At 73.1% G+C, this 25,737-nt stretch carries 29 protein-coding genes; 15 read left to right on the top strand and 14 right to left on the bottom strand.

The genetic code is table 11. From position 1 onward, the window contains the following. Positions 1 to 4 precede the first annotated feature (4 nt). From ACTWP5_RS01510 to ACTWP5_RS01485, 6 genes are all read left to right on the top strand, one after another. Positions 5 to 1,612: a thiamine pyrophosphate-binding protein gene (locus ACTWP5_RS01510; RefSeq protein ID WP_443218796.1), complete on the top strand. Its 1,608-nt coding sequence runs from the start codon at positions 5 to 7 to the stop codon at positions 1,610 to 1,612. Between the two features lie 56 nt (positions 1,613 to 1,668). Beyond that, positions 1,669 to 2,166 carry a hypothetical protein gene (locus ACTWP5_RS01505; RefSeq protein ID WP_443218795.1) on the top strand — a complete coding sequence of 166 codons (498 nt, stop codon included), beginning with the start codon at positions 1,669 to 1,671 and terminating at the stop codon, positions 2,164 to 2,166. A 167-nt stretch (positions 2,167 to 2,333) separates the two neighbouring features. Beyond that, positions 2,334 to 3,011: a DJ-1/PfpI family protein gene (locus ACTWP5_RS01500; protein ID WP_443218794.1), complete on the top strand. Its 678-nt coding sequence runs from the start codon at positions 2,334 to 2,336 to the stop codon at positions 3,009 to 3,011. Continuing rightward, positions 3,008 to 4,951 (top strand): AGE family epimerase/isomerase, encoded by a 1,944-nt coding sequence (locus ACTWP5_RS01495; RefSeq protein WP_443218793.1) that lies wholly within the window; start codon positions 3,008 to 3,010, stop codon positions 4,949 to 4,951. The genes ACTWP5_RS01500 and ACTWP5_RS01495 overlap by 4 nt, the downstream gene beginning before the upstream one ends. A 2-nt stretch (positions 4,952 to 4,953) precedes the next feature. Further along, complete coding sequence (locus ACTWP5_RS01490; RefSeq protein WP_443218792.1) at positions 4,954 to 7,152, top strand: glycogen debranching protein; 2,199 nt, start codon at positions 4,954 to 4,956, stop codon at positions 7,150 to 7,152. Positions 7,153 to 7,234: 82 nt separating this feature from the next. Beyond that, entirely contained in the window at positions 7,235 to 7,600 is a 366-nt protein-coding gene (locus ACTWP5_RS01485) for an STAS domain-containing protein (protein WP_443218791.1), read from the top strand. 49 nt (positions 7,601 to 7,649) lie between these two features. Here the strand turns inward: ACTWP5_RS01485 and ACTWP5_RS01480 are convergent, their stop codons facing one another. Continuing rightward, positions 7,650 to 8,729: a GNAT family N-acetyltransferase gene (locus tag ACTWP5_RS01480; RefSeq protein ID WP_443218790.1), complete on the bottom strand. Its 1,080-nt coding sequence runs from the start codon at positions 8,727 to 8,729 to the stop codon at positions 7,650 to 7,652. Between the two features lie 30 nt (positions 8,730 to 8,759). On the opposite strand from ACTWP5_RS01480, the gene ACTWP5_RS01475 reads away from it, so the two are divergent. Continuing rightward, positions 8,760 to 9,224: a MarR family winged helix-turn-helix transcriptional regulator gene (locus tag ACTWP5_RS01475; RefSeq protein ID WP_443218789.1), complete on the top strand. Its 465-nt coding sequence runs from the start codon at positions 8,760 to 8,762 to the stop codon at positions 9,222 to 9,224. Positions 9,225 to 9,295: 71 nt separating this feature from the next. Here ACTWP5_RS01475 and ACTWP5_RS01470 read toward each other — a convergent pair whose 3' ends face one another. Together ACTWP5_RS01470 and ACTWP5_RS01465 are read right to left on the bottom strand one after the other, a co-directional pair. Continuing rightward, a complete protein-coding gene (locus tag ACTWP5_RS01470) occupies positions 9,296 to 10,270 on the bottom strand; it encodes a DMT family transporter (protein ID WP_443218788.1) in 975 nt (324 codons plus the stop codon). Continuing rightward, positions 10,267 to 11,085, bottom strand: a complete 819-nt coding sequence (locus ACTWP5_RS01465) for an SDR family NAD(P)-dependent oxidoreductase (RefSeq protein ID WP_443218787.1) — start codon at positions 11,083 to 11,085, stop codon at positions 10,267 to 10,269. The genes ACTWP5_RS01470 and ACTWP5_RS01465 overlap by 4 nt, the downstream gene beginning before the upstream one ends. A gap of 169 nt (positions 11,086 to 11,254) precedes the next feature. Between ACTWP5_RS01465 and ACTWP5_RS01460 the strand changes: the two genes are divergently transcribed. Further along, entirely contained in the window at positions 11,255 to 11,833 is a 579-nt protein-coding gene (locus ACTWP5_RS01460) for a TetR/AcrR family transcriptional regulator (RefSeq protein WP_443218786.1), read from the top strand. A 105-nt stretch (positions 11,834 to 11,938) separates the two neighbouring features. Here ACTWP5_RS01460 and ACTWP5_RS01455 read toward each other — a convergent pair whose 3' ends face one another. Beyond that, positions 11,939 to 13,075, bottom strand: a complete 1,137-nt coding sequence (locus ACTWP5_RS01455; RefSeq protein WP_443218785.1) for a hypothetical protein — start codon at positions 13,073 to 13,075, stop codon at positions 11,939 to 11,941. Between the two features lies 1 nt (position 13,076). Continuing rightward, positions 13,077 to 13,601, bottom strand: coding sequence for a SigE family RNA polymerase sigma factor (locus tag ACTWP5_RS01450; RefSeq protein ID WP_443218784.1), 525 nt, complete (start codon positions 13,599 to 13,601; stop codon positions 13,077 to 13,079). A 144-nt stretch (positions 13,602 to 13,745) separates the two neighbouring features. On the opposite strand from ACTWP5_RS01450, the gene ACTWP5_RS01445 reads away from it, so the two are divergent. Beyond that, positions 13,746 to 14,186 carry a nitroreductase family deazaflavin-dependent oxidoreductase gene (locus tag ACTWP5_RS01445; RefSeq protein ID WP_443218783.1) on the top strand — a complete coding sequence of 147 codons (441 nt, stop codon included), beginning with the start codon at positions 13,746 to 13,748 and terminating at the stop codon, positions 14,184 to 14,186. Here the strand turns inward: ACTWP5_RS01445 and ACTWP5_RS01440 are convergent. Further along, complete coding sequence (locus ACTWP5_RS01440) at positions 14,167 to 14,340, bottom strand: hypothetical protein (RefSeq protein WP_443218782.1); 174 nt, start codon at positions 14,338 to 14,340, stop codon at positions 14,167 to 14,169. The two genes, ACTWP5_RS01445 and ACTWP5_RS01440, sit on opposite strands and share 20 nt — an antisense overlap. Positions 14,341 to 14,366: 26 nt before the next feature. On the opposite strand from ACTWP5_RS01440, the gene ACTWP5_RS01435 reads away from it, so the two are divergent. After that, a complete protein-coding gene (locus ACTWP5_RS01435) occupies positions 14,367 to 15,065 on the top strand; it encodes a hypothetical protein (RefSeq protein WP_443218781.1) in 699 nt (232 codons plus the stop codon). A gap of 34 nt (positions 15,066 to 15,099) precedes the next feature. On the opposite strand, the gene ACTWP5_RS01430 is transcribed toward ACTWP5_RS01435, so the two are convergent. From ACTWP5_RS01430 to ACTWP5_RS01420, 3 genes are all read right to left on the bottom strand, one after another. After that, positions 15,100 to 15,714 (bottom strand): HAD family hydrolase, encoded by a 615-nt coding sequence (locus ACTWP5_RS01430; RefSeq protein ID WP_443218780.1) that lies wholly within the window; start codon positions 15,712 to 15,714, stop codon positions 15,100 to 15,102. 130 nt (positions 15,715 to 15,844) lie between these two features. Continuing rightward, positions 15,845 to 16,282, bottom strand: a complete 438-nt coding sequence (locus tag ACTWP5_RS01425) for an ATP-binding protein (RefSeq protein ID WP_443218779.1) — start codon at positions 16,280 to 16,282, stop codon at positions 15,845 to 15,847. Further along, entirely contained in the window at positions 16,279 to 16,779 is a 501-nt protein-coding gene (locus tag ACTWP5_RS01420) for a hypothetical protein (RefSeq protein ID WP_443218778.1), read from the bottom strand. The genes ACTWP5_RS01425 and ACTWP5_RS01420 overlap by 4 nt, the downstream gene beginning before the upstream one ends. A 170-nt stretch (positions 16,780 to 16,949) precedes the next feature. On the opposite strand from ACTWP5_RS01420, the gene ACTWP5_RS01415 reads away from it, so the two are divergent. Together ACTWP5_RS01415 and ACTWP5_RS01410 are read left to right on the top strand one after the other, a co-directional pair. Then, complete coding sequence (locus ACTWP5_RS01415; RefSeq protein ID WP_443218777.1) at positions 16,950 to 17,807, top strand: helix-turn-helix domain-containing protein; 858 nt, start codon at positions 16,950 to 16,952, stop codon at positions 17,805 to 17,807. After that, complete coding sequence (locus ACTWP5_RS01410) at positions 17,804 to 18,010, top strand: DUF397 domain-containing protein (protein WP_443218776.1); 207 nt, start codon at positions 17,804 to 17,806, stop codon at positions 18,008 to 18,010. The genes ACTWP5_RS01415 and ACTWP5_RS01410 overlap by 4 nt, the downstream gene beginning before the upstream one ends. Before the next feature lie 68 nt (positions 18,011 to 18,078). Here ACTWP5_RS01410 and ACTWP5_RS01405 read toward each other — a convergent pair whose 3' ends face one another. The 5 genes from ACTWP5_RS01405 to ACTWP5_RS01385 all read right to left on the bottom strand — a co-directional run bounded on the left by ACTWP5_RS01405 (position 18,079) and on the right by ACTWP5_RS01385 (position 22,449). After that, positions 18,079 to 18,741, bottom strand: a complete 663-nt coding sequence (locus tag ACTWP5_RS01405; RefSeq protein WP_443218775.1) for a hypothetical protein — start codon at positions 18,739 to 18,741, stop codon at positions 18,079 to 18,081. Further along, positions 18,738 to 21,260, bottom strand: coding sequence for a hypothetical protein (locus ACTWP5_RS01400; protein ID WP_443218774.1), 2,523 nt, complete (start codon positions 21,258 to 21,260; stop codon positions 18,738 to 18,740). Before ACTWP5_RS01400 ends, ACTWP5_RS01405 begins: the two co-directional genes overlap by 4 nt. Before the next feature lie 21 nt (positions 21,261 to 21,281). Next, positions 21,282 to 21,683, bottom strand: coding sequence for a DUF6507 family protein (locus ACTWP5_RS01395; protein WP_443218773.1), 402 nt, complete (start codon positions 21,681 to 21,683; stop codon positions 21,282 to 21,284). 41 nt (positions 21,684 to 21,724) lie between these two features. Beyond that, complete coding sequence (locus ACTWP5_RS01390; protein ID WP_443218772.1) at positions 21,725 to 22,033, bottom strand: pore-forming ESAT-6 family protein; 309 nt, start codon at positions 22,031 to 22,033, stop codon at positions 21,725 to 21,727. A gap of 83 nt (positions 22,034 to 22,116) precedes the next feature. Then, complete coding sequence (locus ACTWP5_RS01385; RefSeq protein WP_443218771.1) at positions 22,117 to 22,449, bottom strand: hypothetical protein; 333 nt, start codon at positions 22,447 to 22,449, stop codon at positions 22,117 to 22,119. A gap of 219 nt (positions 22,450 to 22,668) precedes the next feature. Between ACTWP5_RS01385 and ACTWP5_RS01380 the strand changes: the two genes are divergently transcribed. From ACTWP5_RS01380 to ACTWP5_RS01370, 3 genes are read left to right on the top strand one after another with little or no spacing between them, the layout of a single operon-like run. Continuing rightward, positions 22,669 to 22,959 (top strand): hypothetical protein, encoded by a 291-nt coding sequence (locus ACTWP5_RS01380; RefSeq protein WP_443218770.1) that lies wholly within the window; start codon positions 22,669 to 22,671, stop codon positions 22,957 to 22,959. After that, on the top strand, positions 22,956 to 24,386 hold the full coding sequence (gene eccD, locus ACTWP5_RS01375) for a type VII secretion integral membrane protein EccD (protein WP_443218769.1): 1,431 nt from the start codon (positions 22,956 to 22,958) through the stop codon (positions 24,384 to 24,386). The genes ACTWP5_RS01380 and eccD overlap by 4 nt, the downstream gene beginning before the upstream one ends. Further along, positions 24,386 to 25,645: a hypothetical protein gene (locus tag ACTWP5_RS01370; RefSeq protein ID WP_443218768.1), complete on the top strand. Its 1,260-nt coding sequence runs from the start codon at positions 24,386 to 24,388 to the stop codon at positions 25,643 to 25,645. Before eccD ends, ACTWP5_RS01370 begins: the two co-directional genes overlap by 1 nt. Positions 25,646 to 25,737: the final 92 nt, after the last annotated feature.

The raw sequence follows: 25,737 nt of genomic DNA, 5'->3' as shown, positions 1-25,737 counted from the left end.
CCGAATGCGCGCCAGGCCAGGCAGGGCCGCGATTTTCGAGCAGTTCGCGGCCGACGGCATCACCCACATGTTCGGTAATCCGGGAACGGTCGAGCAGGGTTTCCTCGACGAGGCGAGGAACTCCGATCTCTCCTACGTGATGGCGCTCCACGAAGGCGCCGCCGTGGGCATGGCCGACGGCTATGCCCGCGCGGCGCAGCGCCCCGCCCTCGTCCAACTCCACAGCGGCGTCGGCCTCGGCAACGGCATCGGCATGCTGTACCAGGCCAAGCGTGGCGGCTCCCCCCTGGTGGTCGTCGTCGGCGAGGCCGGCGTCCGCTACGACGCGATGGACGCCCAGATGGCGGCCGACCTCGTCGCCATGGCCAGGCCGGTCGTCAAGTACGCCACCCGCGTCGTCGACCCGGCCTCCACGCTCCGCGTGCTGCGCCGCGCCGTGAAGACGGCGATGACCCCGCCCCGCGGCCCCGTGATGGTGGTCCTCCCCGCCGACGTGCTCGACGCGACGACGGCGGAGCTGGCGGTGCCGACCAGCATCCCCGACACCCGCGTGGCCCCGCCCGCCGACACGCTGCGGCAGGCGGCCCGGATGCTGTCCTCCGCCCGCCGACCCCTGATCCTCATGGGCGACGGCGTCGCCGCCAGCGGAGCCCAACGGGAGCTGACCCAGGTCGCCGAGCGCCTCGGCGCCGCCGTCTGGGGCGTCAACTCCTCCGAGGTGAACATGGACACCCTCCACCCGCTCTACGGCGGGGCGTTGGGCCACATGTTCGGCCGGGACAGCGCCCGGGTCGTCGGCGAGGCCGACGGCGTGCTGATCGTCGGCACGTACGTCTTCCCCGAGGTCTTCCCCTCCCTGGAAAGCCCCTTCCGGCCCGACGTCCGGATCGTCCACATCGACCTGGACGCCTACGAGATCGCGAAGAACTTCCCCGTGGACCTCGGCATCGTCGCCGACCCGAAGCTGGCGCTCGCCGGCCTCGCCGAGGCGCTCGGCCCCCGCACCCCGATGGTCGAGCGGCCCGCCGCCGCCAACGTGCCGCCCGCGTCCGCCCCGAGCGCCGAGGAGTCCCTGATGGACCACTTCGCGCGCGCCCTGGCCGAACGCTCACCGGCGGACCTGGTCGTCTTCGACGAGGCGCTGACGGCCGGCGGGCCGCTCGCCCGCCACCTGCCGCCCCGCGTCCCCGGCCGGTTCTTCCAGACCCGCGGCGGCTCCCTGGGCGTGGGCATCCCCGGCGCCATCGGCGTCCGGATGGCCCGCCCCGAGCTGCCGGTGATCGGCTTCACCGGCGACGGGGGCAGCATGTACACCTTCCAGGCCCTGTGGACGGCCGCGCGGGAGAACGTCGGCGCGAAGTTCGTCATCTGCAACAACGGCCGCTACCGGCTGCTGGACCTCAACATCCAGGAGTACTGGCGGGAGCAGGGCATCACGCCGCACGCCTTCCCCGACGCGTTCGACCTCACGCGCCCGGAGATCGGCTTCGTCGAGCTGGCCTCGGCGCTGGGCGTTCCCGGCCGGCGGGTGACCCGGATCGACGAGGTCGCCCCCGCCATCGACGCCCTGTGGGCCCACGACGGCCCGTACCTGATCGATCTCGCGATCTGACGTGCCATCAGGACCGCGCGTCACGGTCACGAGACGACGAGAAAGGACCCCCGACCATGGCCACGACCCCCTCCTCCGGCAGCCCTTCCTCGGGCAGCCCCTCCTCCGGCCGGCTGACGGCCGACGCCGCCGAGGCGCTGGTGCGGCGTCTGCACCGTGAGGTCACCGACCGCGTCCCCGTCGGGCGGTTGACGCCCCACCTGGCCAACGGCCTGCGCCTGGACCTGCCGGGCCGCGTCGTCCGCGGCCTGGCCGACTTCCGCCGCTGGTACGCGTCCGGCCGCCACCGGCCCCTGACCGGCGCGGACCTGGCCCTCACCGACGTCGAGGTGCGGCTGCTGTCGCCCGTCCACGCCGAGGTCCGGGCGACGGTGACCGCCGTGCGGGACTCCGCGCGGGCCTCCGCTCAGGGCTCGGCACGAGGCGGGCCCGGGAGCGAGCAGACCTGGCTGGTGGTGCTCCAGAACGGGCACCTGCTCGTCCGCACCGTCAGCGTCGAGCCGCTCTCCCCCGAGACCACCTCCCCCCAGGCGGCGCTGGCCCACGCCGCCTGACACCCGGGGCCGGCCCGGCCACCTCCCCCCTCCGCCCCGGGCCGGGCCGGCCCCGGCCCTCCCCCCGCCACGCGCCACGCGCCACCGCACCACGGCGTCACCGCACCCGCACCCGCACGCCCTCCCCCCCACACCCTCCCTCGCCCCCGCAGAAAGGACTGACCGCGATGAGCACCAGCTCCGTCCCGTCGCCGGGCCGCATCCCCGGCCGGCGCATCGGCATCCTGATGGAGAACGACTTCGTCGAGCACGAGGTCTCCTACTACCAGCGCCGTTTCACCGAGGAGGGCGCCGAGGTCGTGCTGCTGACCCGCCTGTGGGGGCAGCGTTCCATGAGCTTCACCGGCACCGAGTACCGCGCCCCGGTCACCGTCACCGTGGGCGAGGACCTCGAAGCCCTCGACTACACCCAGCTCTCCCGCTTCTCCGCCCTCGTCGTGCCCTCCGGCCAGGTCTCCGACCGGCTGCGCTACAGCGAGGACGTGGAACGGCCGGCGCCCGCCGTCGAGCTGATGCGTCGCGCGTTCCGGCTGCCCAACCTCGTCAAGGCGTTCTCCTGCCACGGCCTGGCGCTGGTCTCCGCCGCCCCCGAGCTGATCCGCGGGCGTGAGGTCACCTGCCACAACAACCTCGTCGGCGACGTCCGCAACATGGGCGCCACCTACACCAACCAGGACGTGGTCATCGACAACGACCTCGTGACCACCCGCACCGTCAACGAGTGCCACCTGCTGGCCCGCTCCGTCATCGAGCTGCTCGACCCGACCACCGCCCCCGCCGGAGCGGGGACCGGTGCTGGTGCTGGATCCGGTGCCGACACGGCCGCCGCCGGAGGCCCCGCGTGACCACCCAGCCCACCTCCCCGCCCGCCGGCTCCTCCCTGTCGCACCCGTACTCCGACACCACCGCCGGCTACGTCGTCGAGCGCCAGGGAAACGCCGTCACCCTCCGCACCCTCGACGGCGGCCTCGTCACCGTGCACCTGACCGCCGCCACCTCGGGCCAGCGGCTGCGCAACCTCGGCCAGCCCTACGCCGACGCCACCGGCTCCCTCCACGACGAGCTCACCCCCGGCACGTTCCTCTTCTGCTACGGCCCGATCTATCCCGAGCCCGACGGCCCCCACCTCCAGGCCGCGCAGCTCCTCCTCGTCAGCGAGCCGGGCACCTCGGGCGTCCCCTGGGTGCCCGCGACCCCCGACGGCGGCAGCGCCTGGCCGTTCGAGCGCCCCGGCTGGTGGACCGAGCAGCTGCGGCAGCTGGCCGCGTTCTACGACCGCGCCCAGTTCGGCGGCGGTGAGGTCGACTTCGGCCGCTACCGCACCGAGCTGCGCGGCACCGAGCCGCACGGCGGCGACGGGGGCGCCGTCCGGCAGGTGCAGGAGACCGACACCATCTCCCGCATGGTCTACGGCATGGCCAGCGCGTTCATGCTCACCGGCGACGAACGCGCCCTGGCCGTCGCCGAGCGCGGCTCGCGGTACCTCCACGACCACATGCGCTTCGTCGACCCCGACGAGGACGTCGTGTACTGGTACCACGGCACCGACGTGACGGGCGGGCGCGAACGCAAGCTGTTCGCCTCGGAGTTCGGCGACGACTACCGCGCGATCCCGGCCTACGAGCAGATCTACGCCCTCGTCGGCCTCGTCCAGACCTTCCGCGTCGCCGGCTCGCCCGAGATCCTGGGCGACGTCGAGGGCACGGTCCGCCTCTTCGAGAAGTTCTTCCACGACCCGCGCCAGGGCGGCTACTACTCCCACATCGACCCGGTGACGTTCAGCCCGCACGACGACCACCTGGGCCCCAACCGCTCCCGCAAGAACTGGAACTCCGTCGGCGACCACGCCCCGGCGTACCTGTTCAACCTCTACCTCGCCACCGGCGAGGAGCGGTACCGCAGGATGCTGGAGCACACCTTCGACATGATCGTCACCCACATGCCGGACCGCGCCCCGGACGGCAGCCCGTTCGTCCGGGAACGCTTCCACGCCGACTGGACCCCGGACCACACGTGGGGCTGGCAGCAGAACCGCGCCGTCGTCGGCCACAACCTCAAGATCGCCTGGAACCTCATGCGCATGCAGGCGACCCTGCCCAAGCGCGAGTACCGGGCGCTGGCCGAGGCCATCGGCACCACCATGCCGGGCGTCGGCATGGACCTGCGCCGCGGCGGCTGGTACGACCTGGTGGAACGCGTCGCCGAACGCGGCCACCACCCGTTCGTCTGGCACGACCGCAAGGCGTGGTGGCAGCAGGAGCAGGCGATCCTCGCCTACCTCGTCCTGGCCGGCTACACCGGCGACCGCGACTTCCTGCGCCACGCCCGCGAGTCCGCCGCGTTCTACAACGCCTTCTTCCTGGACCACGACGAGGGCGGCGTCTTCTTCACCGTCCTCGCCTCCGGCATCCCGTACCTGGTGGGCGACGAGCGGCTGAAGGGCAGCCACGCCATGGCCATGTACCACAAGGCCGAGCTGTGCTACCTCGCCGAGGTGTACACGCGGCTGCTGGTCCACCGCGAGCCGCTGGACCTGTACTTCAGGCCGCGGCCCGACGCCGCCTACCCCGACCGGCTGCTGCGCGTCGCGCCGGACGTCCTGCCGCGCGGCGCGGTGCTGCTCGACAGCGTCACGATCGACGGGGTCCCCTACGACGCGGACGGCGACGCCGGAGCGATCGACCCGGTCGAGATGACGGTCCGCCTGCCGGAGACCGCCCACCCGCTGATGGTGAGGGCGCGCGTGCGGCCCGCCGAGCAGCGCGGCGGCAGGGGGAACGGCTGACGATGTCCGTCACGTACGCAACGCCCCACCGCGTGGGGACGTGGCGCGTCAGCCCCGGCAGTCCGCAGCCGCTGGGCGCCACCGTCCTGGCCGCGCCGGCCGGCAGCCCCTCCGCGGGGGCTGCCGGCCCGGCGCCGGCGGCACCCGACGCGGACCCCGCCGACCCCGCTGGCGAGGCCGGTGCGGTCGGCGCGGACCCCGCCGGCGCGGCCGTCGCCGTGAACTTCGCGGTCGCGACCGCGCCCGGCCGCCGCGTCCGCCTCGTCCTCCTGCGCCCCGACGACGGCACGGTCCTGACCGAGCTGCCGTTCCCGCCCGAGGGCCGCGTGACCGCCCCCCACGGCCGCACCGTCCACACCATGACCCTCCAGGGCCCGCACCCGGCGGAGTTCCACTACGGCTACCGCGTCGAACAGGCCGGTGGGGGCGGCCGGTCCACGGGCGGCGTCGTCGTCCTCGACCCGTACGCCCGCGAGCTCGCCGGCGCCGGCCCGTGGGGCACGCGCCCGGCCTACCGCTCCGTCGTCCTCCCCGACCCCTCCGCCGCCCCGTTCGACTGGGGCGACGACCGCCGGCCCCGCCACCCGACCGACGAGCTCGTCCTCTACGAGCTCCACGTCCGCGGCTTCACCCGCGACCCGTCCTCCGGCGTCGCCCACCCCGGCACGTTCGCCGGCCTGCGGGAGAAGATCCCCCACCTCAGCTCCCTCGGCGTCACCGCCGTCGAACTCCTCCCGGTCTTCGAGTTCGACGAGACCGACAACACCTACGCCTCGCCCGAGACCGGCGAGCCGCTGCCGAACTACTGGGGCTACAACACGGTCGGCTTCTTCGCGCCGAAGGCCGCCTACGCCGCCGACCAGCGGCCGGGAGGCCCTTCGCGCGAGCTGAAGGAGCTGGTGCGGGCCTGCCACGCCGCCGGCATCGAGGTGATCCTCGACGTCGTCTTCAACCACACCGCCGAGGGCGACCACCGCGGCCCGGTCCTGTCCTTCCGCGCCCTGGACGAGGCCGGGTACTACCTCCTCGACGCCGACGGCCACCACCGCAACCTCACGGCGACCGGCAACACCGTCAACGCCAACCACCCCGTGGCGCGCGCCTTCATCCTCGACTGCCTGCGCTACTGGGCCGCCGAGTACCGCGTCGACGGCTTCCGCTTCGACATGGCCTCCATACTGACGCGCGGCACCGACGGCGAGGTCCTCGCCGACCCGCCGCTCGTCCGCGCCATCGCCACCGACCCGGTCCTCGCCGACCTCCACCTCATCGCCGAGGCCAGCGACGCCACCGGCACGGAACAGGTGGGCGCCTTCCCCCACCACGGGCGCTGGAGCGAGTGGAACATGCGCTACCGCGACGACATCCGCCGCTTCCTGCTGGGCCGCCCCGGCAGCACCGCCGCCTTCGCGCCCCGCCTGGCCGGCTCGCCCGACCTCTACCCCGGGCGCGGCGCCGCCCCGTCCATCAACTACGTCACCTGCCACGACGGCTTCACCCTCGCCGACCTCACCTCCTACGACCACCGCCACAACGAGGCCAACGGGGAGGGCGGCGGCGACGGCATTCCCGGCGAGGACAGCTGGAACTGCGGCCACGAGGGCCCGACCGACGACCAGGCCGTGCTCGCCCTGCGCGAGCGCCAGGCCCGCAACGCCCTGCTCCTCCTCCTGGCGAGCCGTGGCGTGCCCATGCTGCTCGCGGGCGACGAGTGTGGTCGCACCCAGCACGGCAACAACAACGCCTACAGCCAGGACAACGCGACCAGCTGGTTCGACTGGACCCTCCCGGACACCCCCGACGGCGCCGCGCTGTTGCGCTTCGTGCGGTGTTGCCTGGCCCTCCGCCGCGCCCACCCCGTGCTGCGCCGGCTCGACCATCCGGACGGCGCCGCCCTGAGCTGGCACGGCGAGCGCCCGAACGCGCCCGACTGGTCGCCGGGTTCAACGCTCCTCGCCGCGCTCCTCCACGACGAGGAGGCGCGGGACGCGGTCTACCTGGCCGCCAACACCGGCGGCGAACCCCGCACGGTCCGCGTCCCCGACCCGCCGCTGCCCGGCACCCGCTGGCACGTCGCCGCCGACACCGCGGCGCCGCCCGGTCGGGACGCCCACGCGCCCGGGACCGAACCGCCGTGTCCCACCCCGGACGCGCTCACCCTTCCGCCCCACTCCACCACCCTCCTGATCGCCCGCGCCTGATCGCCCGCGCCTGATCGCCCGCGCCTGATCGCCGTTCCTGATCGCCGCGCCTGACCGCCCCGCCCTCGAAAGGACCTCACCCATGCCCCCGAACCGCACGTCCTTCGACGCCTCCGTCGGCACGGCCGGCACCACCACCGTCCTGCGCCTGTCCGGCGACCTCACCGACGCCGAGGTGCCGACGTTGCGCACCCTCGTCGACCGGGCCGTCGCGGAGGCCGCCCGCGTGGGCGCGCGGCGCCTCGTCGTCGACGTGCATGACCTCGGCGCGATGGTCCCGGCCGGCCTGCGCTGTCTCGCGTTCACGCAGCAACACCTCCCGCCGACCACGGAGATCGCGGTCGACGGCGCGTCCGAGGCGCTGCGCGACGCCCTCGACCGCAGCCGCCTCACCCAGTCCGTGACCGTCATCACCGCGACGGTCAGCGCCCCCGCGAGCACGGCCTGACCCGCCGTCCGCCCGCCGACGCGCCGTCGCCCCGGCCCGGCGGCCGGCGTCACCCACCCGCCGGGCAGGGGACGGCCTTGGCCAGGTCCACCACGCCGTCCTCGGGCGCGTCGGGAAGCGCGACGTAGCCCTGCTTCCGGTAGAGCGTGAGGTTGCGGTGGCTGGCGGCGCCGGTGGACAGGACGACGCGTCGGCACCCCTCCCCGTCGGCCTCGGCCCGGCGCAGCAGCCACCGCCCGACGCCGAGTCCTCGCAGGTCGGGGGCGACGGCGAGCCGCCCGACGTGCAGGTCGGCGCCGACGCGACGCGTGCGGACCATCCCGAGCAGCCGCCCGTCCCGCCACAGCCCGGTCGTGTGCCAGTCGGCCAGCCAGGAGCGCACCTCCTCCAGCGACTCGTGGAGCGCCGGGATCGCGAGGGTGTCGTTGGCCAACGCCTCCTCCATCCAGCAGCAGCGCTGGAGCACCGTCACCTCCGGGGCGTCGTCCGGGCCGAGACGTCGCGTGTAGGAGCCGGGGAGCGGGCCCGCCTCGGCGCCCGCGTGTCCGCGCTCGCGCAGTGGGGCCAGGGCCCGTGAGACCCGCACCAGCTCGTCGAGCAGTCCCTCGGCCGCCTCGGCGTGGCGCGGCGCGGGGGCGAAACGGCCCTCCCGCGTCGCGTCCGCGATGCGTAGTGCGACGGTCGAGCCGAGCGGCACCAGGCGCAGGGTGGTTACCACCTGCTTGGCGTGCTGGACCGCGCGGGTGCCGGCCGAGGTGTGGCCGTAACTGACGAAGCCGACCGGCTTCCACGCCCATTCGCGGCCGAGGTAGTCGAGCGCGTTCTTCAGGGTCGCCGGCATGCCGTAGTTGTACTCCGGCGTCACGAAGACGAAGCCGTCCGCCTCGTCGACGATCCGGCTCCACCGGCGGGTGTGCTCGTGGTGGTGGACGCCGCTCGCCGGTTCCTCCTCCTCGTCCAGGAAGGGCAGGTGCAGATCACCGAGGGCCAGGGGCACGAGGTCCGCGTCGAGCGTGTCGGCGCTCGGCGAGAGCGTCCTCGCCAGCCACGCGCCGACGGCGGGGCCGAGCGCGCCGGGGCGGGTGCTGCAGACCAGGACGAGGATGCGGAGACGGCATTTCGTTGTCATGGAAATGAAATTAGCCGGTAGATTGGTTCCATGTCAACGAACGAGGTCGATCCTCCGGTCCGCTGGCTCACGGCCGACGAGGAGCGCGCCTGGCGGGCGTACCGTCGCATGGTGATCGCGGTGCAGACCCGCACCGTGCAGGACCTGGCCGCACACGGCCTGTCCGAGCCGGACTACGAGGTGCTCAGCACGCTGTCCGAGCGCGCCGAGGGAACGAGCACGCTGCGCGAGCAGGCCGCCAAGATGGGGTGGTCGCGCAGCCGTCTGTCCCGCCACGCCACCCGCATGGAGGCGCGCGGACTCATCCGGCGCGCACCGGACCCCGCCGACGGAAGGGGCTGTTTCCTGGTGCTCACCGAGACGGGGTGGGACACGCTCAGGGAAGCCGCCCCCACCCATGTCGCCTCCGTACGACGGCACTTCGTCGACCGGCTGGACCCCGAGGAACTCGCGGCGCTCGGCCGCGTCGCGGAGAGGATCGCCGACGGCCCGTAGGCCGTCCCTGGCCGGCGTCCGCGCCGCTCAACGCGGCGCGGAGGCGTGGGGCGGGTGCCGCTGAGCACCGATCAGGTCGCCTCGTGGACAGCCGCTCGCGGGGCTGCTCCTGGAACTGTTCCCGGCGCTGTTCCCGGCGCTGCTCCCGGAGTCCCTCCGGGGCGGCGTGGTGGTGGGGAGCCGTCGCCGCCGGTCCGGCGCAGGCCGGCGACGACGCCCGCGGCGACGATCAGGGCGCCCGCGACGTCGGCGGGGCCCGCCTGGCCGAGGCCGAGTGCGACGGAGGTGAGGAGCGCGCCCACCGGTACGAGGCCGGCGAAGAGGCCCGCGCGGTCGGCTCCGAGGCGGCGCAGCGCGTCGTACCAGAGGAAGAAGGCGGCGGCGGTGACGATCGCGCCGAGGTAGCCGAAGGCGGCGGCCTGGCTCGGGGTGGGCAGCCGCAGGGAGGCCGTACCGTCCAGGGCGAGGCCCGTGGCCAGCAGCATGGGCACGGACAGGACGGCGGGATAGGCGGCGACCCGCAGGGGGCCGAGCTTGGGCAGAAGGGGGACGGCGAGCAGGGAGAAGGCCACCTCGCCGACGAGTGCGCCCAGGGACAGGAGGAGGCCCGTCAGGCTGCCCGAGCCGAGGCCGGCGGCGACGGCCGCGCCGAGCGCCACCACGAGCGCGGCGCCGACGGTGCGGGGGGCGGGGCGCCGACGTTCCATCAACGGCCCGACCAGCGCGAGCACGAGGGGGACGGCTCCGACGACGGTGCCGATCATGGCGGGGCCGGCGTGCCGGGTGGCCTCGACGAGGAAGAGGTTGAACCCGGCCAGTCCGGTGGCGGCCAGCGCGACCAGAAGCAGAACGTCACGTGCGGTCAGGCCGGCGCGGGGCAGACGCCGGTGGCGTACGACGGCGAGCAGGATCGCCGCGGCGAGACCGTAGCGAAGGGCCTGTCCGGTGAAGACCGGGTAGTCGGCGATGGTGGCGGAGACGGCGGTCGAGGTGCCGACGAGCAGCATCGCCGAGGCCGCGCCGACGGGGGCGGTGAGGGATCTCACGGGGCGTGCTCCGGTGTCGTCGTGGCGGCGGCCGGTGTGGCCAGGACCTTGCGGGTGACGCGTTCCGCGAGGGCGGCGACCAGGGTCCGGGGGCGGCGAGGCGTGAGGTGGGCGGCCAGGGCGTTGCCGAGGCCGGGGGCGACGTAGCCGCGGTCGCGTTCCAGCGCGCGCAGCGCGGCGCGGACGACGGGCTCCGGGGTGGTCATGCGGCCGGTGACGGCCGCGCGGCGGGTGCCGATGACGTCGAAGAAGGCGGTCTCGACCGGGCCGGGGCACAGGGTGAGCACGCGGATGCCGCGCCGACGGTACTCCTGGCGCAGCGCGAGACCGAAGTTCAGCACGAAGGCCTTGGCGGCGCCGTAGACGGCGAAGTACGGGGAGGGCTGGAAGGCCGCGTTGGAGGCGACGTTGACGACCGAGCCGTGGCCACGCTCCAGCATGCCGGGCAGCAGCTCGTGGGTGAGGTCGACGAGCGCGACGACGTTGACCATCAGCTGGTCGTGGTCGCGGGCCCCAGGTATCTCCTCGAAGCGGCCGCAGGTGCCGAAGCCCGCGTTGTTGACCAGCAGGTCGACGGTCAGGCCGCGGGCGGCCAGCTGCTCGGCGATGTCGCGGGCCGCGTCCGGCTCGGCGAGGTCCTGCGCCAGGACGTGGGCGCGGACGCCGTGCGCGGCGGTCAGGCGCTCGGCGAGAGCCGCCAGCCGATCGACGGAGCGCGCCACCAGGACCACGTCGTGTCCACGGGCGGCCAGCTGCTCGGCGAACTCCGCGCCGAGGCCGGACGACGCTCCGGTGACCAGGGCGGTGCTGCGCATGGGTTCCTCCTTCAGTCGGCGGTAACTGAGATGAGAAGGTACCAGTAATCCTCAAAGCTGCAACATCGTTGTCGCAACAATGCCCAGCACTGCCTCAGGGATGTACTGTTTGTCTGGACAGGTGGACACGTGACAGGTGCACTGGTGAGTGGACTGGTCAGGAGGCGTGATGGGTGAGACGGCGGCACGATCGTTGCGGGCCGACGCGGAGCGCAGCGTGCGCGCGATCCTGGAGGCGGCCGAGCGGGTGCTCGCCGAGGAGCCCGGCGCCTCCATGGAGCAGATCGCCGCGGCCGCGGGGGTCGCCCGCACGACGATCCACCGGCGGTTCGCCAACCGACAGGCGCTGGTCGACGCGCTGGCCACCTCCGCGGCCCGCCAGCTCGCCCAGGCGGTGGACGACGGCAGGCCGGACACCGCGCCGCCGCTGGTGGCCATGCACCGGATCACCGCCAACGTGCTCCAGGTCAAGGGCGCCTGGGCGTTCGCCCTGGGGCTGCCGGCAGACCCGGACAGCGAGGCCGCCGCCCTGCACGAGGACATCGCCCGCCGCTGCGTCGCCGTGCTGAGGCGGGCCCAGGCCGACAGGCTCATCGACGAGGCGGCCGACCTCGACTGGGTGCGCCGCGTCTACTACGCGCTGCTCGGGGAGTCCCTGCACGGCGCCACGGACGACGACGCCGACCCGGACGCCCTCGCCGCCCGCATCATCGACACCCTGCTGCACGGCGCCGGCCCGCGCGCCTGAGACGTTCGGCCGCGGCACCGGCCGTCCCCGGTGGCACCTCCGCCCGCCCCGTCGTCGCCTGATGCCGCGGGACCGGCGCGGACTCCGCAGGTCCCACGGCACCCGTCACGGGGCGTCGACCACCAGGCACTCCTCCGCCCGTATGCTGCACCGCGCCAGCCCCGTCGGGATCCCGTCGGTGTGCAGCTCGGCGAGGAGCAGGTCATCGTCCTCCCACGTCAGGAGGAGGAGCTGCCGGTCGTCGGGCGACCGCAGGGTGAGCTCCCGGCTGCCGTCGACCGTCTGCGCCGTGATCTCGGAGATCGTCTGGGACTCACCGCCCCAGGAGCCCCCGTGCCCGAGCCACGTGCCGGACGGGTTGACCTTGACGTCCTCGCCCGGCAGCGTCCCCAGCCGACGCAGCTCACCCGCGTCGGAGACCTCCGCCAGGTACGACGCGTCGGGCTCGCCGTCCCGGGTGCCGTCGAACACGAGCAGACCGGCGGCGGTGCTGCCCCGCACCCACTGGTCGGGCGCGGTGGCGTCGAGGTCGACCGTCTCGTCGCCCTCGGCCGCGAGCCACATCAGACGCTGGCTGTCGCTCTGGAGGAAGACCTCGGCGTCCTCGGTGACCGCGACGACGCCGAGCGCTCCCGGGTCGCTCGGCCCGGCCGCGTCGAACGGCAAGGTGTTGACCGTCTCACCGGACCGCGTGTCGACGAGCACCACCTGCCCGCCGTCGCCCGTGGCGGTGGCGACCGCCAGCAGTGTGCCGTCGGGAGAGAGCTGAGGCTGCAGTACCACCGTGCCGGACAGGGGGTGTCTCTCGGTGCCGCTGCCGGTGCCCCACCACCAGGTGTCGTCGTCGCGCTGCGCGACCCAGGCGCCGGCTGCCTGGCTCACGGTCCACCAGGACCCGGGCAACCCCTCCCTCCCGACGTACAGACGGCCGTCGAACACGTGGGGCACCGTCGGCGTGTCGGCGGTGAGGGAACGGACCGAGGGCCTCTCCGTGGGCGGCTCCGTGGGCGGCGTCGCCGGCGGCGTCGGACTTCCGCCGTCCCCGAACGACGACACCACGGCGACCGCGCCCACGACGACGAGCGTCACGACGGCGACCAGCGCGAGCCGCAGGACGCGCTGGCCGCGGACCCACCGGCCGCGAACCGGCTCGCGCGGCGTGGGCGGCCGCGCCGGGACCCGCAGCCCGGAGGCCACCTCGTGAAGCTCACGCCTGAGGACCTCCTCGACGTCGACGTTCATGTCAGCTCTCCCTCCCGTCGGTGCGCTCCGAGCCGAAGGCGGCCCGCAACGCCTTGAGGGCGTGGTGCGCGGTGGACTTCACGTTGCCGCACGAGCAGCCGAGGACGTCGGCGATCTCCTGCTCGCTCAGGCCCTCGTAGTAGCGCAGCACGATCACCGCGCGCTGGCGCGGCGGCAGTGACGTCACGTGCGACCAGAGCATCAACCGTTCCTCGGGCCCGTGCGGCGCCTGCGCGGCCTCACGCTCGGGCGGGGCGTCGGTCAACAGCTCCAGCCGCCGCTTCCTCGGGCGGCGGGCCGACAGGAACACGTTGGTGAGCACGCGCCGCACGTACGCGTCCGGCGAGTCCGACCGGACCACCCGCGACCAGGAGCGATACGCCTTGAACAACGTCTGCTGAGCGATGTCCTCGGCGTCCGCGTGGTTGCCGGCGAGCAGATACGCGCTGCGGTACAGCGACGGCCAGATGACGCCGGCGTACTCCTCGAACGTCGGCGCGCTCGTGCCGCTGGTCCCCGTGTGCATGGTCTGACGCACCCCCTTCACTCACCTGACTCCGGGTGACCGCCATCGGGTTGTGTCCGCCGCGCAGTCTCCCTCCTTCGGGTGTTCCGGCGGGCGGCGGGGAACGGGCCGGAACAACGGCCCGCCGCCGGCCGTTCACCGACCATGCCTCTGCGTGGAGAACACGAACCCGGCACCTGGGACATGTCGAACAAGCAGGCCGAGCTGATCGAGAGCTCGGGCGGCACCAAGGGCACGTCGATGAACGGCATGTCCGTGGTGCTGCTCACCTCCCTCGGCGCCCGGAGCGGGAAGCTCCGCAAGACGCCCCTGATGCGCGTCGAGCACGAGGGCGAGTACGCCGTCGTCGCCTCCAAGGGCGGCGACCCGGCCCACCCCGACTGGTACCACAACCTGACGGCCCACCCCCGGGTCACGTTGCAGGACGGCCCGGTCCGCAAGGACTACGTCACCCGCCTGGTCACGGGCGAGGAACGCGCCACGTGGTGGGCCCGCGCGGTCGCGGCCTTCCCGCTGTACGCGACGTACGAGAAGCGCACCGCCCGCGAGATACCGGTCTTCGTCCTCACGGAGGCGGACGCCTGACCTCCCCCCGGGAGCGGCGGCGGGCCCGCGGGGCCGCCTCCTTGACGGCGTTGCCCTCGTCGAAGAGGACGATGTCCTCCTTGGTGGGGAAGTACCGGAAGACCCGGACGAACGCCACGGCGACGGCGGTCTGTTCGTCCCCCGCCGGAACCATGGCCGGCTCCGGACCGTCACAGGCGCATGAAGCGACACACGAAGGCGACGAGCCGGCCGACGCGCGTCCGAGCCACCTTCGCGTCGATCGGAGTCGGGGCCTGTCTGCTGGGAGCCGCCGCGTGCGGTGGCTCGGACGCGGAGGGCACGCGTGACGACGCGGGAGGGCAGGCTCCCCCGGCGGCGGAGGACCGCGAGCGGGGCCAGGACGGGCAGGCGGAGAACGGGCAGGCGGAGGCGCGGCCCTGCGCGCGGCCCGAGGACGGCTGGATCGCCGACCCGGCGAAGACCGACGAGTCGGACTTCGCCGCCGTGATGAGGCGAGCCAAGGAGCTCGACACCTACGCCGGCGCGTGGTCCGAGTACATCGACCAGGAGGAGCTGGCGGGGGAGAACCACCCGTCGACCGACCCCACGAACGCGATCGTCGTCGCCGCCTACACCGGCGACCCCGCCGCCCACGAGGCGGAGCTGCGCGAACTGTGGGGCGGCGGCCTGTGCCTGGTCGGGGCCGAACACACCTACGAGGAACTGAACGAGGTGCGCGACGCGCTGACGGACGAGTTCCCGGACATCGACAACCCCGTCGTGGACGAGCCGGAGAACGTCGTCCGCGCCATGACCCCCGAGCTCACCCCCGAGCTGCGGGCGGCCGTCGAGGAACGCTTCGGCGAGGGCGTCGTCAGGCTGGAGGAGGGCGAGAGCGAGCCCGTAGTGCCGAGCTGAGATCCCCCTCAGCTGGGATGGCGCCACCGTCGGCTCACGGGACCACGCCCAGCAGGGCGGCGAGCCGCCGGACCGTCGCCCCCACGTCGGTGGCGTGAACGGTGGCCATGCCGAGAGCCTGGGCGGGAGGCAGGTTGCCCGCGTGGTCGTCGACGAAGACGCACTCCTCACCCCGGACGCCGAGCGCCGCCAGCGCCCGGCGGTAGATCTCGGGATCGGGCTTGCGTACCCCCTCCACCTCCGACAGCAGAACGGCGTCGAAGGACTCGTAGACGCCGAACTCCCTGTAGACGTCGAACGGGTCCAACCCGAAGGAGTTCGACAGCACCCCCACCCTCAGGCCGGCGGCGCGCGCCGCCGCCGCGAACTCGACGATCCGGCGCTCCGGCCGCAGATGGGCCAGGGCCCGCCGCATCAGATCCGTCGGATCGATGCCGAGGATGCCGCCGACGACCCGGTTCCACTCCTCCTGCGTGGCCCTCCCCAGCTCCAACTCCGCGTAGATCCGCACCCCCTCGGGGTGCTGCGTGAGCGCCGCGCCGTACGCGCCCGCGACCAGCCCTTCGGCGCGCTCGAACGCGGCACCGATGCCGCGCATGGGAGTGGTGAGCACGCCACCGAAGTCGAAGAGAACACCGCGATAGCCCATGCCGTGAGCGTCGACGAACCGGGGAGACCGGTCAATCCCCGACGAACGGCGCAACGGCGACGTGGTGGCCCCCACCCCCATGCCTCGAGGCGTTCCCGCGAGACCCCCGCCCCCGTCCCCGCCTTGCTCCTCACGGAACGCGACGCGTCGTAGTGCCCCACGCGAGCCACACGGTCTTGCCCACGGCCTCCCGCACGACGCCCCACTCCTCGGCGAGCGCGCCCACCAGCGCCAGCCCGCGCCCCGACTCCTCACACGGCCCCGCCTCCCGCCCCACCGGGAGGCCCGTGTCCGCGTCCCACACCTCCACCCGCACCCCCGCCCCCGCGACGACGACCCGCACCATGATCACCTCCCCGTCCTCCCCGTCCTCCTCGCCTCCGTGAACGACCGCGTTCGTCACCACCTCCGACACGCACACGTCCAGCCCGTCCGGCCCGTCCCCGAACCCCCACACCGTGAGCGTCCGCGCGACGAACTCCCGCGCCGCGCCGACCGATCGCGGCTCCCGTGCGAGACGCCGCGCACAGCTCAGGCTTCCGCCCGGCCCTCCGCCGAACCGACTCATCGCGACAACGCCCTCCTGACCAGCGCCGCCGCGACGCACTCGCAGAGCACGTCGGAGTCCGTCGTCGCCGGCCCGCTCACCGTCACCGGCGGCGGGACGAGCCACCGCCGTCCGCAGAGGGCGCGCCGCCCGTGGGCCCGCGTGAGCCGCGGCGACGGACACCGGATGACGCCCGCGCCGACGGCGACGGTGCACGGCAACGCCGGCCAGCCATCCGCGTCACCGCGCGGAACGATGTACTCGACGGCGTCACGCGGCCGCGCGTCGAGCACCGGCCCGACGGCCTCACCCCGTCGCCACAGCCGATCCAACGCGTCGAAGCCGGCCGCCCGCGCCACCCGGACGACGTCCCACAACCCACCCACGGGCACGACGGCGGCCCGGTCAAGGCGCCAGGCGCCGACCACGTCCTCCGCACGGGCCCCGGCCGCGACGGCCCACGCGACGGCGCCGGTCCAGTCGGGCGGTGAGGGGAGGCGTTCGTCGTGTGTAGCCATGCGGACTCCCTTGGTAGCGGTGCCGGAAGCATGGCATTGGGACCAACATCATTAGGTTACTAATGGCAGGGGTTCCAACGATCGAGTGAAATCGCCGAGGAGTGCGACCCGAGATGGCAACACCCGCTTACTCTCGCGTGGTTGCTCAGCACCAGCGGATGGAGGGGACGATGACGGCCAAGTCCGGGCCGGCCAGGCGTCTGCAGTTGGCGCGAGCCCTCGTTCGGCTCCGCGAGCGCGCGGGGCTCACCCAGGCGGAGCTGGCCAGCAGAGCCGAGGTCAGCAAGCAGACGGTGAGCCGCTACGAAACATGGCGCGACCGAGCAGGGATCAACTGGAAGATGGTCAGGGACCTGGCCCAGGCCTGCGACGCCGCACCCGACGAACGTGACGCGGTCGTCCGTCTCGCCAAGGCGCCGGGCGAGGAAGGGTGGTGGGTCGGCCACGTGGCCGTGCCGGCGTGGATGGACCCTCTCGTGAGCTTCGAGGACTGGGCGGACCACGAGCACGTGTACGCGAACTCCCTGGTCCCCGGGCTGCTCCAGACGCCGGCCTATGCCCGTGCGACCCAGCAGGCGACGGAGCTTCGCTCCCATGGTGAGGAACTCGACGTGTGGGTCGACCAACGCCTGCGTCGGCAGCAGATCCTCGACCGACAACCAACCTTCCACCTTTGGGCCGTCCTGGACGAGGCGGTCCTACGACGAGTCGTGGGCGGCGCCGAGGTGATGGCTGAGCAGATGGACCGGCTACTGGAACTCGCCCAGCGCCCCAACGTCGACATCCAGGTGATGCCGTTCGACGCGGGCGCCACGGCTGCAGGCAACGGTCACTTCCTCATCCTGGGTCGCGACGACGGTCAGATGGGCGTGGTCTTCGTCGAGATGCGCAGACGTGGCCTGTATCTCGATGACGAGGAGGACGTGACCGCCTATAGGTTGGCGTTCGACTACCTACGCTCCCAGGCCGCCAGCGCCAGGACCTCCCAGACCCTGCTGTCCGAGGCACGACAGGAGTTTCGCCGATGACCGAACACCCGCGACCCACGACGATGGCTGGCCCACCCCTGCGGTGGTACACATCGAGCTACAGCGGAGCCCAGAACGAATGCGTCGAGGTCGCGCACGGCCTTGCCGAAGCCGTCCCCGTCCGCGACAGCAAGCGCCCGGACGGGCCGGTGCTCCTCATATCCGTCACGGCGTGGAGCGAGTTCATACAGCGGGTCGACTGAATCGCATCTGCCAAAACGGCCAGGCAGCCAGCCAGTTCCAAAGCCCTTTCTCCCGAGTATGAGCAGATTCAAGGGCGGCGTTCGCGGAGTGGGAGTTCGAAGATCCTCCACGTGTCCGGCACCGTGCCGTCGCTGCGGGCATGTGGGGCGACTCCGGTGTCGTTGGGAATGCCGAAGTCAGTGGGGTCGCCCGGCACGGTCTCGGTGTCCATGACGGTCGAGAGGGTTCTCAGAGCCATGGCCAGGCGTGGCTGATTCAACTCGAAGATCTCTGGTTGCCTGTTTCCTCGCAGATCATGCGACATCCATGCATCGGAGACCGTCTCTAGTTGTAGGACCAGGGCATCGATCATCACGATGCAACCCAGTACGAACATACGTGGTTCGTGAACTGCCCCTTCGGGCCCCAGCCAGTCTCCGGCGCACTCGATGTTCGCGTCGACGAGGCCGACCGAACCCTGCGAGGCGTGGTTCTCAATCACCCCTGCCAGTCGTTGACTCGCACTTGCGTGATCGCCCGACGGTACCGGTAGGCGGTCCTTGAAGAGACGGGTCTGTGCGGTCCCTTGCTTCCACACGGACACGAACAGGCTCGGTGCACTCGTGATGAGAGCACGTTCAAGAAGGGCCTGACGGGCAGCGAGGACAGCGCCAAGGCAGTCGGACACCGGGTCGCTCGACGGTCCCTCCCTGTGCCACGTCCATCGGGCGATCGGGGTGGTGGTGATCACGATGCTCCCAAAGGGTAGAACTGGCCGTCAGGTGGCACATAGAGGATGCCATCGTCGACCCGGATGGCGAACATCACGCGATGCTGACCATAGTGGTCTAGGAGTCTCTCTGGCATGTTACGGGCGACCAAGTCAGCGAGGCTACCGTTGGTATCGATGACGAAGATGCGATGATCCGCAGGTGACGCCGTCAGTTGTCGCAGACTTGCCTGAATCTTCTGGAACAACTTGTTTGGGTTGCTTACTTCCTTGAGCTGATATCCATATACGGAGCCGTCCGCGCTATGCGCTCGCACATCGAGGTCGTAGCTTGTTCCGTCACTGCTTACTCCCTTGAACTCGAAATGAGTGACATCAACTCCGTTGCTGATCAGTCGGTCTGCCAAGCGAATCTGTTCGGCCGCACCGGGATACATCCTCTCAGAATGGGCGCCCATACTCGAAATGACCTGGTCGATGCCGCTTACTTCGTTGAGCCTGCCCGATGCCAGAATCTCGGCAATCTGCTGGCCAGCGGGATCATTTGACAGCCGGCTGAGAGCACGTTCGAGATCGCCTGGATCAACACGGCTGCGAACGGTGTCCATGCTGCGAATCGCCTGCTCAACCTCGCTACCCCGAGCCATCGGCCCGGGACTCGATGACTGTCGCGGTTCGAGTAGGTCCCAACTGGCCCCACCAGGCGTGTCGCCTGTGGTTGATCCCGATCCTCCACCACGAAGCACGCCGTCGCCTGTTGACCCGCCACGGATTGGGCCGTCGGTGCCCGTGCCAGCCGCCGGCCGTTCAGCGATCGGGCCGGAAGGCTCACCACCGCTCGGCGCAGGACCTGTGCGAGGGTCTAGGCTCCCCCCACCTCCTCCGCCCCTTGGCGGGACGCCGTTGTCGCCGAGCTGGGCGGTGGGCCCGTTCGGGGCGATCCCGCCCGGGAGGCCGTCGCCCGCGTGGGCCGTGAGGTGGTCCGGGGGGCCGTGTGCTCCGATCGTGGCGAGTTCTGGGTCGCGTACGGCGGGCCGGCTGGCGGCCTCGTCGGCAGGGCTTGTCGGGGCCTGGTCGGGGGTTTGGAGGACGGTGCCGTGTTCGTCGATGAGGGTGCCGTCCGGGAGGAGGAGGTTGCCCGTCTCCGGGTCGAGGAGGGCGCCCGTGTGGCCCGGGAGGTCGGGGTCGCGGGGGAAGGCGATGGTGCCGTCGTCGAGGCGGAGGGTGGCGGCGCCCGGGGGGAGGTCGTCGAGGGCGAAGTTCTCCGGGATGACCGTGCCGTCGGGCAGGCGGAAGCCGCCGTCGGGCAGGTGGGTGGCGTCCAGCGCGTTGAGCCCCGCGAGGTTGGCCGTGATGTCGCCGATGTTCAGGGCCTGGAAGGTGGCCGAGACGCCGCGGCCGACGTACGTCATCGGGTCGAGGACGGTGCCGACGCGGGCCGCCGCGTTCAGCGCGCGGGTGGTGGCGGTGGCCGCCGCGCCCGTGCCGCGCACGGCCGTGCCCGTGCCGAGGGTGGCGACGGTGGTGACGACGTTGAACGTCACCAGGCCGGCCGCGCGGGCCGGGTTCTCGCTCCACTCGTCCCAGGCGACGAGGGACTTCCCGACGTCGACCGTCGTCCGCATGCTGTCGTCGATCCAGCCGCGGACCGCGTTGTCCTCGGGCAGGAGCCGGGACGCGCCGTAGGCCAGCGGGCCGGCGATCGGCATGGCGAGGATCGCCAGGCCGGTGGCGAGCTGGCCCAGGCCCTGCCACGCGGCGCCGAAGTTGTCGCTCCACGGGTTGAGCAGGGTGCCCAGGCCCGTGAGGGTGCCCCAGATGCCGTCGACGATGATGCCGTCCCACACGAACGACTTCAGGTGGTGGTGCACCTCGTACCAGTGGCGCTTCTCCTCGACGGCCTGCCCCCAGGGCGTCTCCGCCGCCTGGGACATGTCCTCCACGGACATGCCGTACATGTGCTCGCCGCCCGAGCCGTCGTCGACCGTCCACCGCGTGCCGCCGACGAGGGAGGTGATCGCGTTGGCGCAGCGGCGCTCGGCGGCCCAGAACTCCGCGACCGTCGTGGAGATCTGGGAGAGGAGTTCGTTGTTGCGGTCGGTCTTGCCGCCGTCGTACCGCCAGTCGTCGTCGTCCGCGATCTCGTCGACGAAGGCGTGCGCCTCGGCGCGCAGGGTGTTCAGGCGCTCGACGAGCGGGCGGATCTCGTCGGCGTACGCGGACAGCGCGGAGGCGACGGACTCGAGGTCGCTCGCGAAGTCGTCCGCCCGGTCACGGACGGGCTGGGTGGTGGCGAACAGCTGCTCCGCCTCGGGCGCCTGGTAGTACGCGGATAACCCCTGGAAACGGGAGTGGACCTCGGCGCCGATGTCGCGGAACGCGCCCGCGTCGTCCGTCAGTGCGCCGTGTGCCGTCTCCAGCAGCGCCAGGTCGCCGGTGAACGTCGGTATGCCGGCGGGGTCCACCCGCTCCGGCCCCTCGGGGCGACAGGCCGGAGGGGCGTCGAACGTCGCCCGGTGGAACTCGTCCTCGATCGACATCAGCGATCACCCCCCGTGGGTCTAGACGGGCTCCTGGTGCGCGCCCTGGCGCGGCCCCGGCGCCTGGAGGGACGGCAGCTCCGGTGGGCGCTGCGCCTCGCGCTGGGAGTCCGCGGCCATGTCGAGGTCGCCGTTGACGTAGTGGATCGTGGCCTCGCGGGCGGCGGCCAGGGAGTTCGAGGCGCGCACCACCACGTACTCGATGTCCCTCCGCGTGGCCTCGGCGAACTCGCCGAGCGCCGCGCCCACGATCCCCATGGCTGGCACCTCCTGGCCCGCCATGGCGAGGGTGCCGGCGTACGTGGCCGCGTTCTGGAGGTGTGTGCCGTATCCGCTGCCCCAGCCCTCGACGTCGTCGGCGCGGTCGACGGTGCGGCCGATGACCTCCTCGACCCCGGTCGGGTTGATGTCCCAGTCGGGCATGCTCGGTCTCCCCCTCTCCAGCCGGTGCTGGGATCGTCCTGTCAGCCGATGCCGTCCACGGCCGCCCGCGCGCGGCTGAGGGTGGTCTGGGCGGTGGCGTCGTTGTTCTCCAGCGTGGTGCGCAGGAGGGTGATGATCTCGCGGACCTCCTGGGCGGAGCTGTTCCAGCGCTGCTCGACGGCCTGGTACTGGTCGGACACGCCGTCGGCCTGGAAGTCGGCCATGGCGGCCTTGACCTGCTGGTCCCTGGCGGTGATGACGCCCTCCAGCAGGTTCATCACGCCGGTGATGTTCGTCTGCGCCTCGGCGGAGGCGCCGGTGTCGTAGCTGCGACGGTCCAGGGTGCTCATGGACGGTCCCCCTCCTGGTACGTGACGTGCTTCGTCTTTGCCTGCTGCCTGCTGCCTGCTGTCCTGGACGGGCCGCGTCGGCGTCAGCGGGCCGTGAAGCGCGCGGCGTCGAAGTTGGCCGAACCCATGGCCTGCGTGGCGTTGTCCGTGGACTCCTGGTCGCCCGCGCCGAACGCCTGCTCCATGCCGGTCTGGCCGCCGAGGATCGCGCTGAGCGCGCTGTTGAGCGCGTGCGCTATCTCGTCCGACCGCGCCTTGAACGCGTCGAAGGCCGCCTTGCCCTGGCCATTGAACCGGCCCTCCAGGGGCTCGGCCGCGCTGACCAACTGCTGGATCAGCGTGCCCAGGTCCGTGCTCGAACCCTGCGACTGGCGCGAGAGCGACTGCAGTGTCTGGGTCCCCATGTCGAACTTCACGTCGGCCTCCCCACGTGGCTGCGACGGGCTGTCTGGCTTGTGATCACGAGACGGTTCGATACGAAAGGTGCGCTGTGTACGGCGTGATGGCCCATCGGAATGAACGCTCACCGTAGCCGTTCGGTTCCCACCGTAGTCGAACGAACGCGCATACTGGGTGCCGGGTGGCGGGAACGAGACGCGGGCGAAGGACGGCGGCGAAGGACGGGGAGGGTACGCGTGACGCGGGACTACGACGACCAGCTGCTCGAATCGGTCGCGGTGCGGCGCAGACGGCTGCGCGACGCGCTGCTGTTCGGCTCCGACCGCGTGCGGCGTGCCCTCGACGAGGGGCTGGGGAAGGTCTTCGGGGGGATCGCGCTCGCCGCCGTCGTGTGCGCGGGGTGTGTGGGCTGGTCGTTCCTCTCCCATCAGATGGACCAGGAGGGTGGGCTGTTCGGCATGGCCGGGGAGCGGCGCACGGCGGTCGGGTCGGACGGTGACGCGGCGTGGGGCGGAGGCGCCCCGTGACGCGGGCGGTCGAGGCGCCCGCGCGGGGCGGACGGCGGCTGAGCCGCGTGACGCTCGTCGGGGAACACCGCCGCGTCGACCTCGTGGTGCCGGCCGACGAACCGGTGGGCGCGCTGCTGCCCGACGTGTTACGGCTGCTCGACGACCGGCCCCGGCCCGCCGGCGGGCCCCTCGCGCGCCGCCTGGTCACCGCCGACGGCGCGGTGCTGCCCCAGGACGCGACGCTGGCGGCCGTGGGCGTCGAGGACGGCGCGGTGCTGCGGCTGGTGCGGCAGGAGGAGACACCGGCCGCGCCCGTCGTGCACGACGTCGCGGACGCCGCCGCCGAGGACGTGGAGCAACGGGCCTGGCGGTGGCGGGACGAGCGCGTCCGCGCCTGGGCCACGGGGGCCGCCACGTTGACGCTCGGCCTGGTCGCGGCCGTCCTCGCCCGGGACTGGTACGGCACGGACGCGGTCGGCCCCTGGCTGGTGGCGGTCGCGTTGGCCGCCGCCGTGGCCGGCGTCGCCGCGACGCGCCTGGGCGGGGGCCAGACGCGCGGGGAGGCGGGTGCGGTCCTGCTGCTGTTGGCGGGGGCGCTGGGCGCGTTCGGCGCCTGGGCGTTGACGGACGGCGGCGCGGGCGGGGCGACGGGCGGCGGAGCGGACGGTGCGGTGCGGCTGGCGGCGGTCGGCGGCGTGGGGGTGGGCCTGCTGGTGCTGCTCGGCGTGTTCACGGCGCTCGGGCGCAGCGCGTACGTCGGCGCGGGCATCGGCCTGGTCCTGCTCGGCGGCTGGGTGGCGGCGTTGGCGCTGACGGACCGGCAGGACGCGGCGCTCGGCGGCGTGGTGCTCGGCACGGCGTCGGTGCTGGCGCTCGGCCTGCTGCCCCGGTACGCGCTGATGACGGCCGGGCTGACGCGGCTCGACGACGAGCGTGCGGGCGGCGCCTCCGTCAGCCGGCACCGGGTGGACGTGGCGCTGGCCGCCGCGCACCGGGGCCTCGCGCTGGCGACGGTCACGGTGGCCGCGTCGGCGGCGATGGGCGGGTGGCTCGCGTTGGGCGAGCCCGGCAGACCGGGCGGCGACGGCGGACCCACGGGGTGGACGGTGTGGGTGACGGTGCTGCTCGCGGTCGTCCTGCTGTCGCGGGCGCGGGCCTGCCCGCTGGCCGTCGAGGTGGCCGCGCTGCTCGCGGCGGGCGCGGTGCTGGTGGTGCGGCTGGTGGTGGTCTGGGCCGAGGAGACGGGCGAGCCGGCCGGGCCGCTGGTGGTGGCCTGCGCGGTGGCCGCGGTGCCGCTGGTGTTGAACGTGGTGCGCCCGGCGGACCACGTGCGGGTGCGGCTGCGCCGGATCGTGAACCTCGCGGAGGCGGTCGCGGTGGTGGTCCTGGTCCCGGTCGCGATCGGCGCGTTCGGCGTCTACGGGCGCCTGCTGGACACGTTCTGATGACCGGCCGTCAGGAGCACGGGGCCAACGGGGCCAACGAGGCCAACGCTGCCAACAGGGCCGACAGGGCCGACAGGGCCAACGGGACCAACGGCGACGGACGGGAAGGGCAGGCGGGACGGGCCGACCAGGGGCGTCGGGAGCGGGCCGGGGACTGGCAGGGGGAGGTGCTGCGCGAGATGGTCTCCTCCGCCGCCGTGCCGCACCCGCCGCCACCGGCGCAGCCGGCGCCGCCGGCGCCGCCGTCCGCTCCACCGTCGGTGCCGACGGTGCCGACGGTGCCGCCGGGCCCCGCGCCCGCGCCGGTGACACCCGCGCCTCGCCCGGCCCCCGCCGCGCCCCCCGCGCCCCTGACCGCCCACCCCGTCGCGCCCGACCGGGAGCGGGCACTCGGCCGCGTCAGGCAGGGCGATCCGGCCACCCGGCGCGCCCTCAACGCCACCCGCCGCCTGCTCTCCTCCGCCGCCCGCGACACCGAGCTGCACGCCGAGACCGCCCGCCTCATCCAGCAGCCCGTCACCACGGGACGGCAGATCGCCGTCACCAGCATCCGGGGCGGCGCCGGCAAGTCCACGGTCGCGGCGCTGCTCGGCCTCACCTACGGCCACTACCGTTCCGACCCCGTCCTCGCCGTCGAGGCGGACGCGATCCTCGGCACCCTGCCGCACCGCCTCGGCGCCCGCGAGGTCCGCTGGTCCTGCGCCGACCTGGCGCGCATCGTCGACCCGTCGATGCGGATCACCGACGTGACCGGCTACCTGGTGCCGTTCCCCGGCGGCTGGCTGCTGCCCGGCAGCCGCGGCGCGGTGGACGGCCCGTTGGACATGCAGTCGTACTGGACGGTGACGACGTCGCTGCGCCGCTTCTTCGGCACGACCGTCATCGACTGCGAGACGCTGCCCGCCGAGGTGGCGCGGCTGGCGCTGGCCACCGCGCAGGCGCGCGTCCTCGTCGCCCCGGCCACCGTGGAGGGCGTCGACACCACCCGCTGGGTGCTGGACTGGGCCAGCGGCCTGGACGCCGGCATGCTCGCCGCCACCGTCGTCGCGCTGGTCCACGCCTCGCCCGACATGGTGCTCGACGAGGGGTGGGCGGTGGAGCGGCTGGAGGTCGGGGGTGCGCGCGTGGTGCCGATGCCCTACGACCGGTCGCTCGCGGCCGGCGGCGAGGTCCGCACGTCGTTGCTCGGTCAGGGGCTGCGGCAGGCGGCGGCGCGGCTGGCGGCGGAGGCCATGGACCGCGCCGTGAGGGCACGGTGAGGGCCGCGCGGCAGGGGTGCGGCGAGGACGTGGCGAGAGCGGGACGAGGGGAGTTGAGGCCACGGTGAGGGCGCTGTCGGCATGCGGCCGGG

This window comes from Streptomyces sp. 4N509B (assembly GCF_052245655.1).
Lineage (GTDB): Bacteria > Actinomycetota > Actinomycetes > Streptomycetales > Streptomycetaceae > Streptomyces.
The sequence above is the reverse complement of the archived record's forward strand: the minus strand, read 5'-3'. Positions and strand labels throughout refer to the sequence as shown.

Bases quoted from the DNA above. Each gene is read 5' to 3' on its own strand.
- ACTWP5_RS01510 (WP_443218796.1), top strand. From the start codon at position 5: ATGCGCGCCAGGCCAGGCAGGGCCGCGATTTTCGAGCAGTTCGCGGCC.
- ACTWP5_RS01505 (WP_443218795.1), top strand. From the start codon at position 1,669: ATGGCCACGACCCCCTCCTCCGGCAGCCCTTCCTCGGGCAGCCCCTCC.
- ACTWP5_RS01500 (WP_443218794.1), top strand. From the start codon at position 2,334: ATGAGCACCAGCTCCGTCCCGTCGCCGGGCCGCATCCCCGGCCGGCGC.
- ACTWP5_RS01490 (WP_443218792.1), top strand. From the start codon at position 4,954: ATGTCCGTCACGTACGCAACGCCCCACCGCGTGGGGACGTGGCGCGTC.
- ACTWP5_RS01485 (WP_443218791.1), top strand. From the start codon at position 7,235: ATGCCCCCGAACCGCACGTCCTTCGACGCCTCCGTCGGCACGGCCGGC.
- ACTWP5_RS01480 (WP_443218790.1), bottom strand. From the start codon at position 8,729: ATGACAACGAAATGCCGTCTCCGCATCCTCGTCCTGGTCTGCAGCACC.
- ACTWP5_RS01475 (WP_443218789.1), top strand. From the start codon at position 8,760: ATGTCAACGAACGAGGTCGATCCTCCGGTCCGCTGGCTCACGGCCGAC.
- ACTWP5_RS01465 (WP_443218787.1), bottom strand. From the start codon at position 11,085: ATGCGCAGCACCGCCCTGGTCACCGGAGCGTCGTCCGGCCTCGGCGCG.
- ACTWP5_RS01460 (WP_443218786.1), top strand. From the start codon at position 11,255: ATGGGTGAGACGGCGGCACGATCGTTGCGGGCCGACGCGGAGCGCAGC.
- ACTWP5_RS01455 (WP_443218785.1), bottom strand. From the start codon at position 13,075: ATGAACGTCGACGTCGAGGAGGTCCTCAGGCGTGAGCTTCACGAGGTG.
- ACTWP5_RS01450 (WP_443218784.1), bottom strand. From the start codon at position 13,601: ATGCACACGGGGACCAGCGGCACGAGCGCGCCGACGTTCGAGGAGTAC.
- ACTWP5_RS01445 (WP_443218783.1), top strand. From the start codon at position 13,746: ATGCCTCTGCGTGGAGAACACGAACCCGGCACCTGGGACATGTCGAAC.
- ACTWP5_RS01440 (WP_443218782.1), bottom strand. From the start codon at position 14,340: ATGGTTCCGGCGGGGGACGAACAGACCGCCGTCGCCGTGGCGTTCGTC.
- ACTWP5_RS01435 (WP_443218781.1), top strand. From the start codon at position 14,367: ATGAAGCGACACACGAAGGCGACGAGCCGGCCGACGCGCGTCCGAGCC.
- ACTWP5_RS01430 (WP_443218780.1), bottom strand. From the start codon at position 15,714: ATGGGCTATCGCGGTGTTCTCTTCGACTTCGGTGGCGTGCTCACCACT.
- ACTWP5_RS01425 (WP_443218779.1), bottom strand. From the start codon at position 16,282: ATGAGTCGGTTCGGCGGAGGGCCGGGCGGAAGCCTGAGCTGTGCGCGG.
- ACTWP5_RS01420 (WP_443218778.1), bottom strand. From the start codon at position 16,779: ATGGCTACACACGACGAACGCCTCCCCTCACCGCCCGACTGGACCGGC.
- ACTWP5_RS01415 (WP_443218777.1), top strand. From the start codon at position 16,950: ATGACGGCCAAGTCCGGGCCGGCCAGGCGTCTGCAGTTGGCGCGAGCC.
- ACTWP5_RS01410 (WP_443218776.1), top strand. From the start codon at position 17,804: ATGACCGAACACCCGCGACCCACGACGATGGCTGGCCCACCCCTGCGG.
- ACTWP5_RS01400 (WP_443218774.1), bottom strand. From the start codon at position 21,260: ATGTCGATCGAGGACGAGTTCCACCGGGCGACGTTCGACGCCCCTCCG.
- ACTWP5_RS01395 (WP_443218773.1), bottom strand. From the start codon at position 21,683: ATGCCCGACTGGGACATCAACCCGACCGGGGTCGAGGAGGTCATCGGC.
- ACTWP5_RS01390 (WP_443218772.1), bottom strand. From the start codon at position 22,033: ATGAGCACCCTGGACCGTCGCAGCTACGACACCGGCGCCTCCGCCGAG.
- ACTWP5_RS01370 (WP_443218768.1), top strand. From the start codon at position 24,386: ATGACCGGCCGTCAGGAGCACGGGGCCAACGGGGCCAACGAGGCCAAC.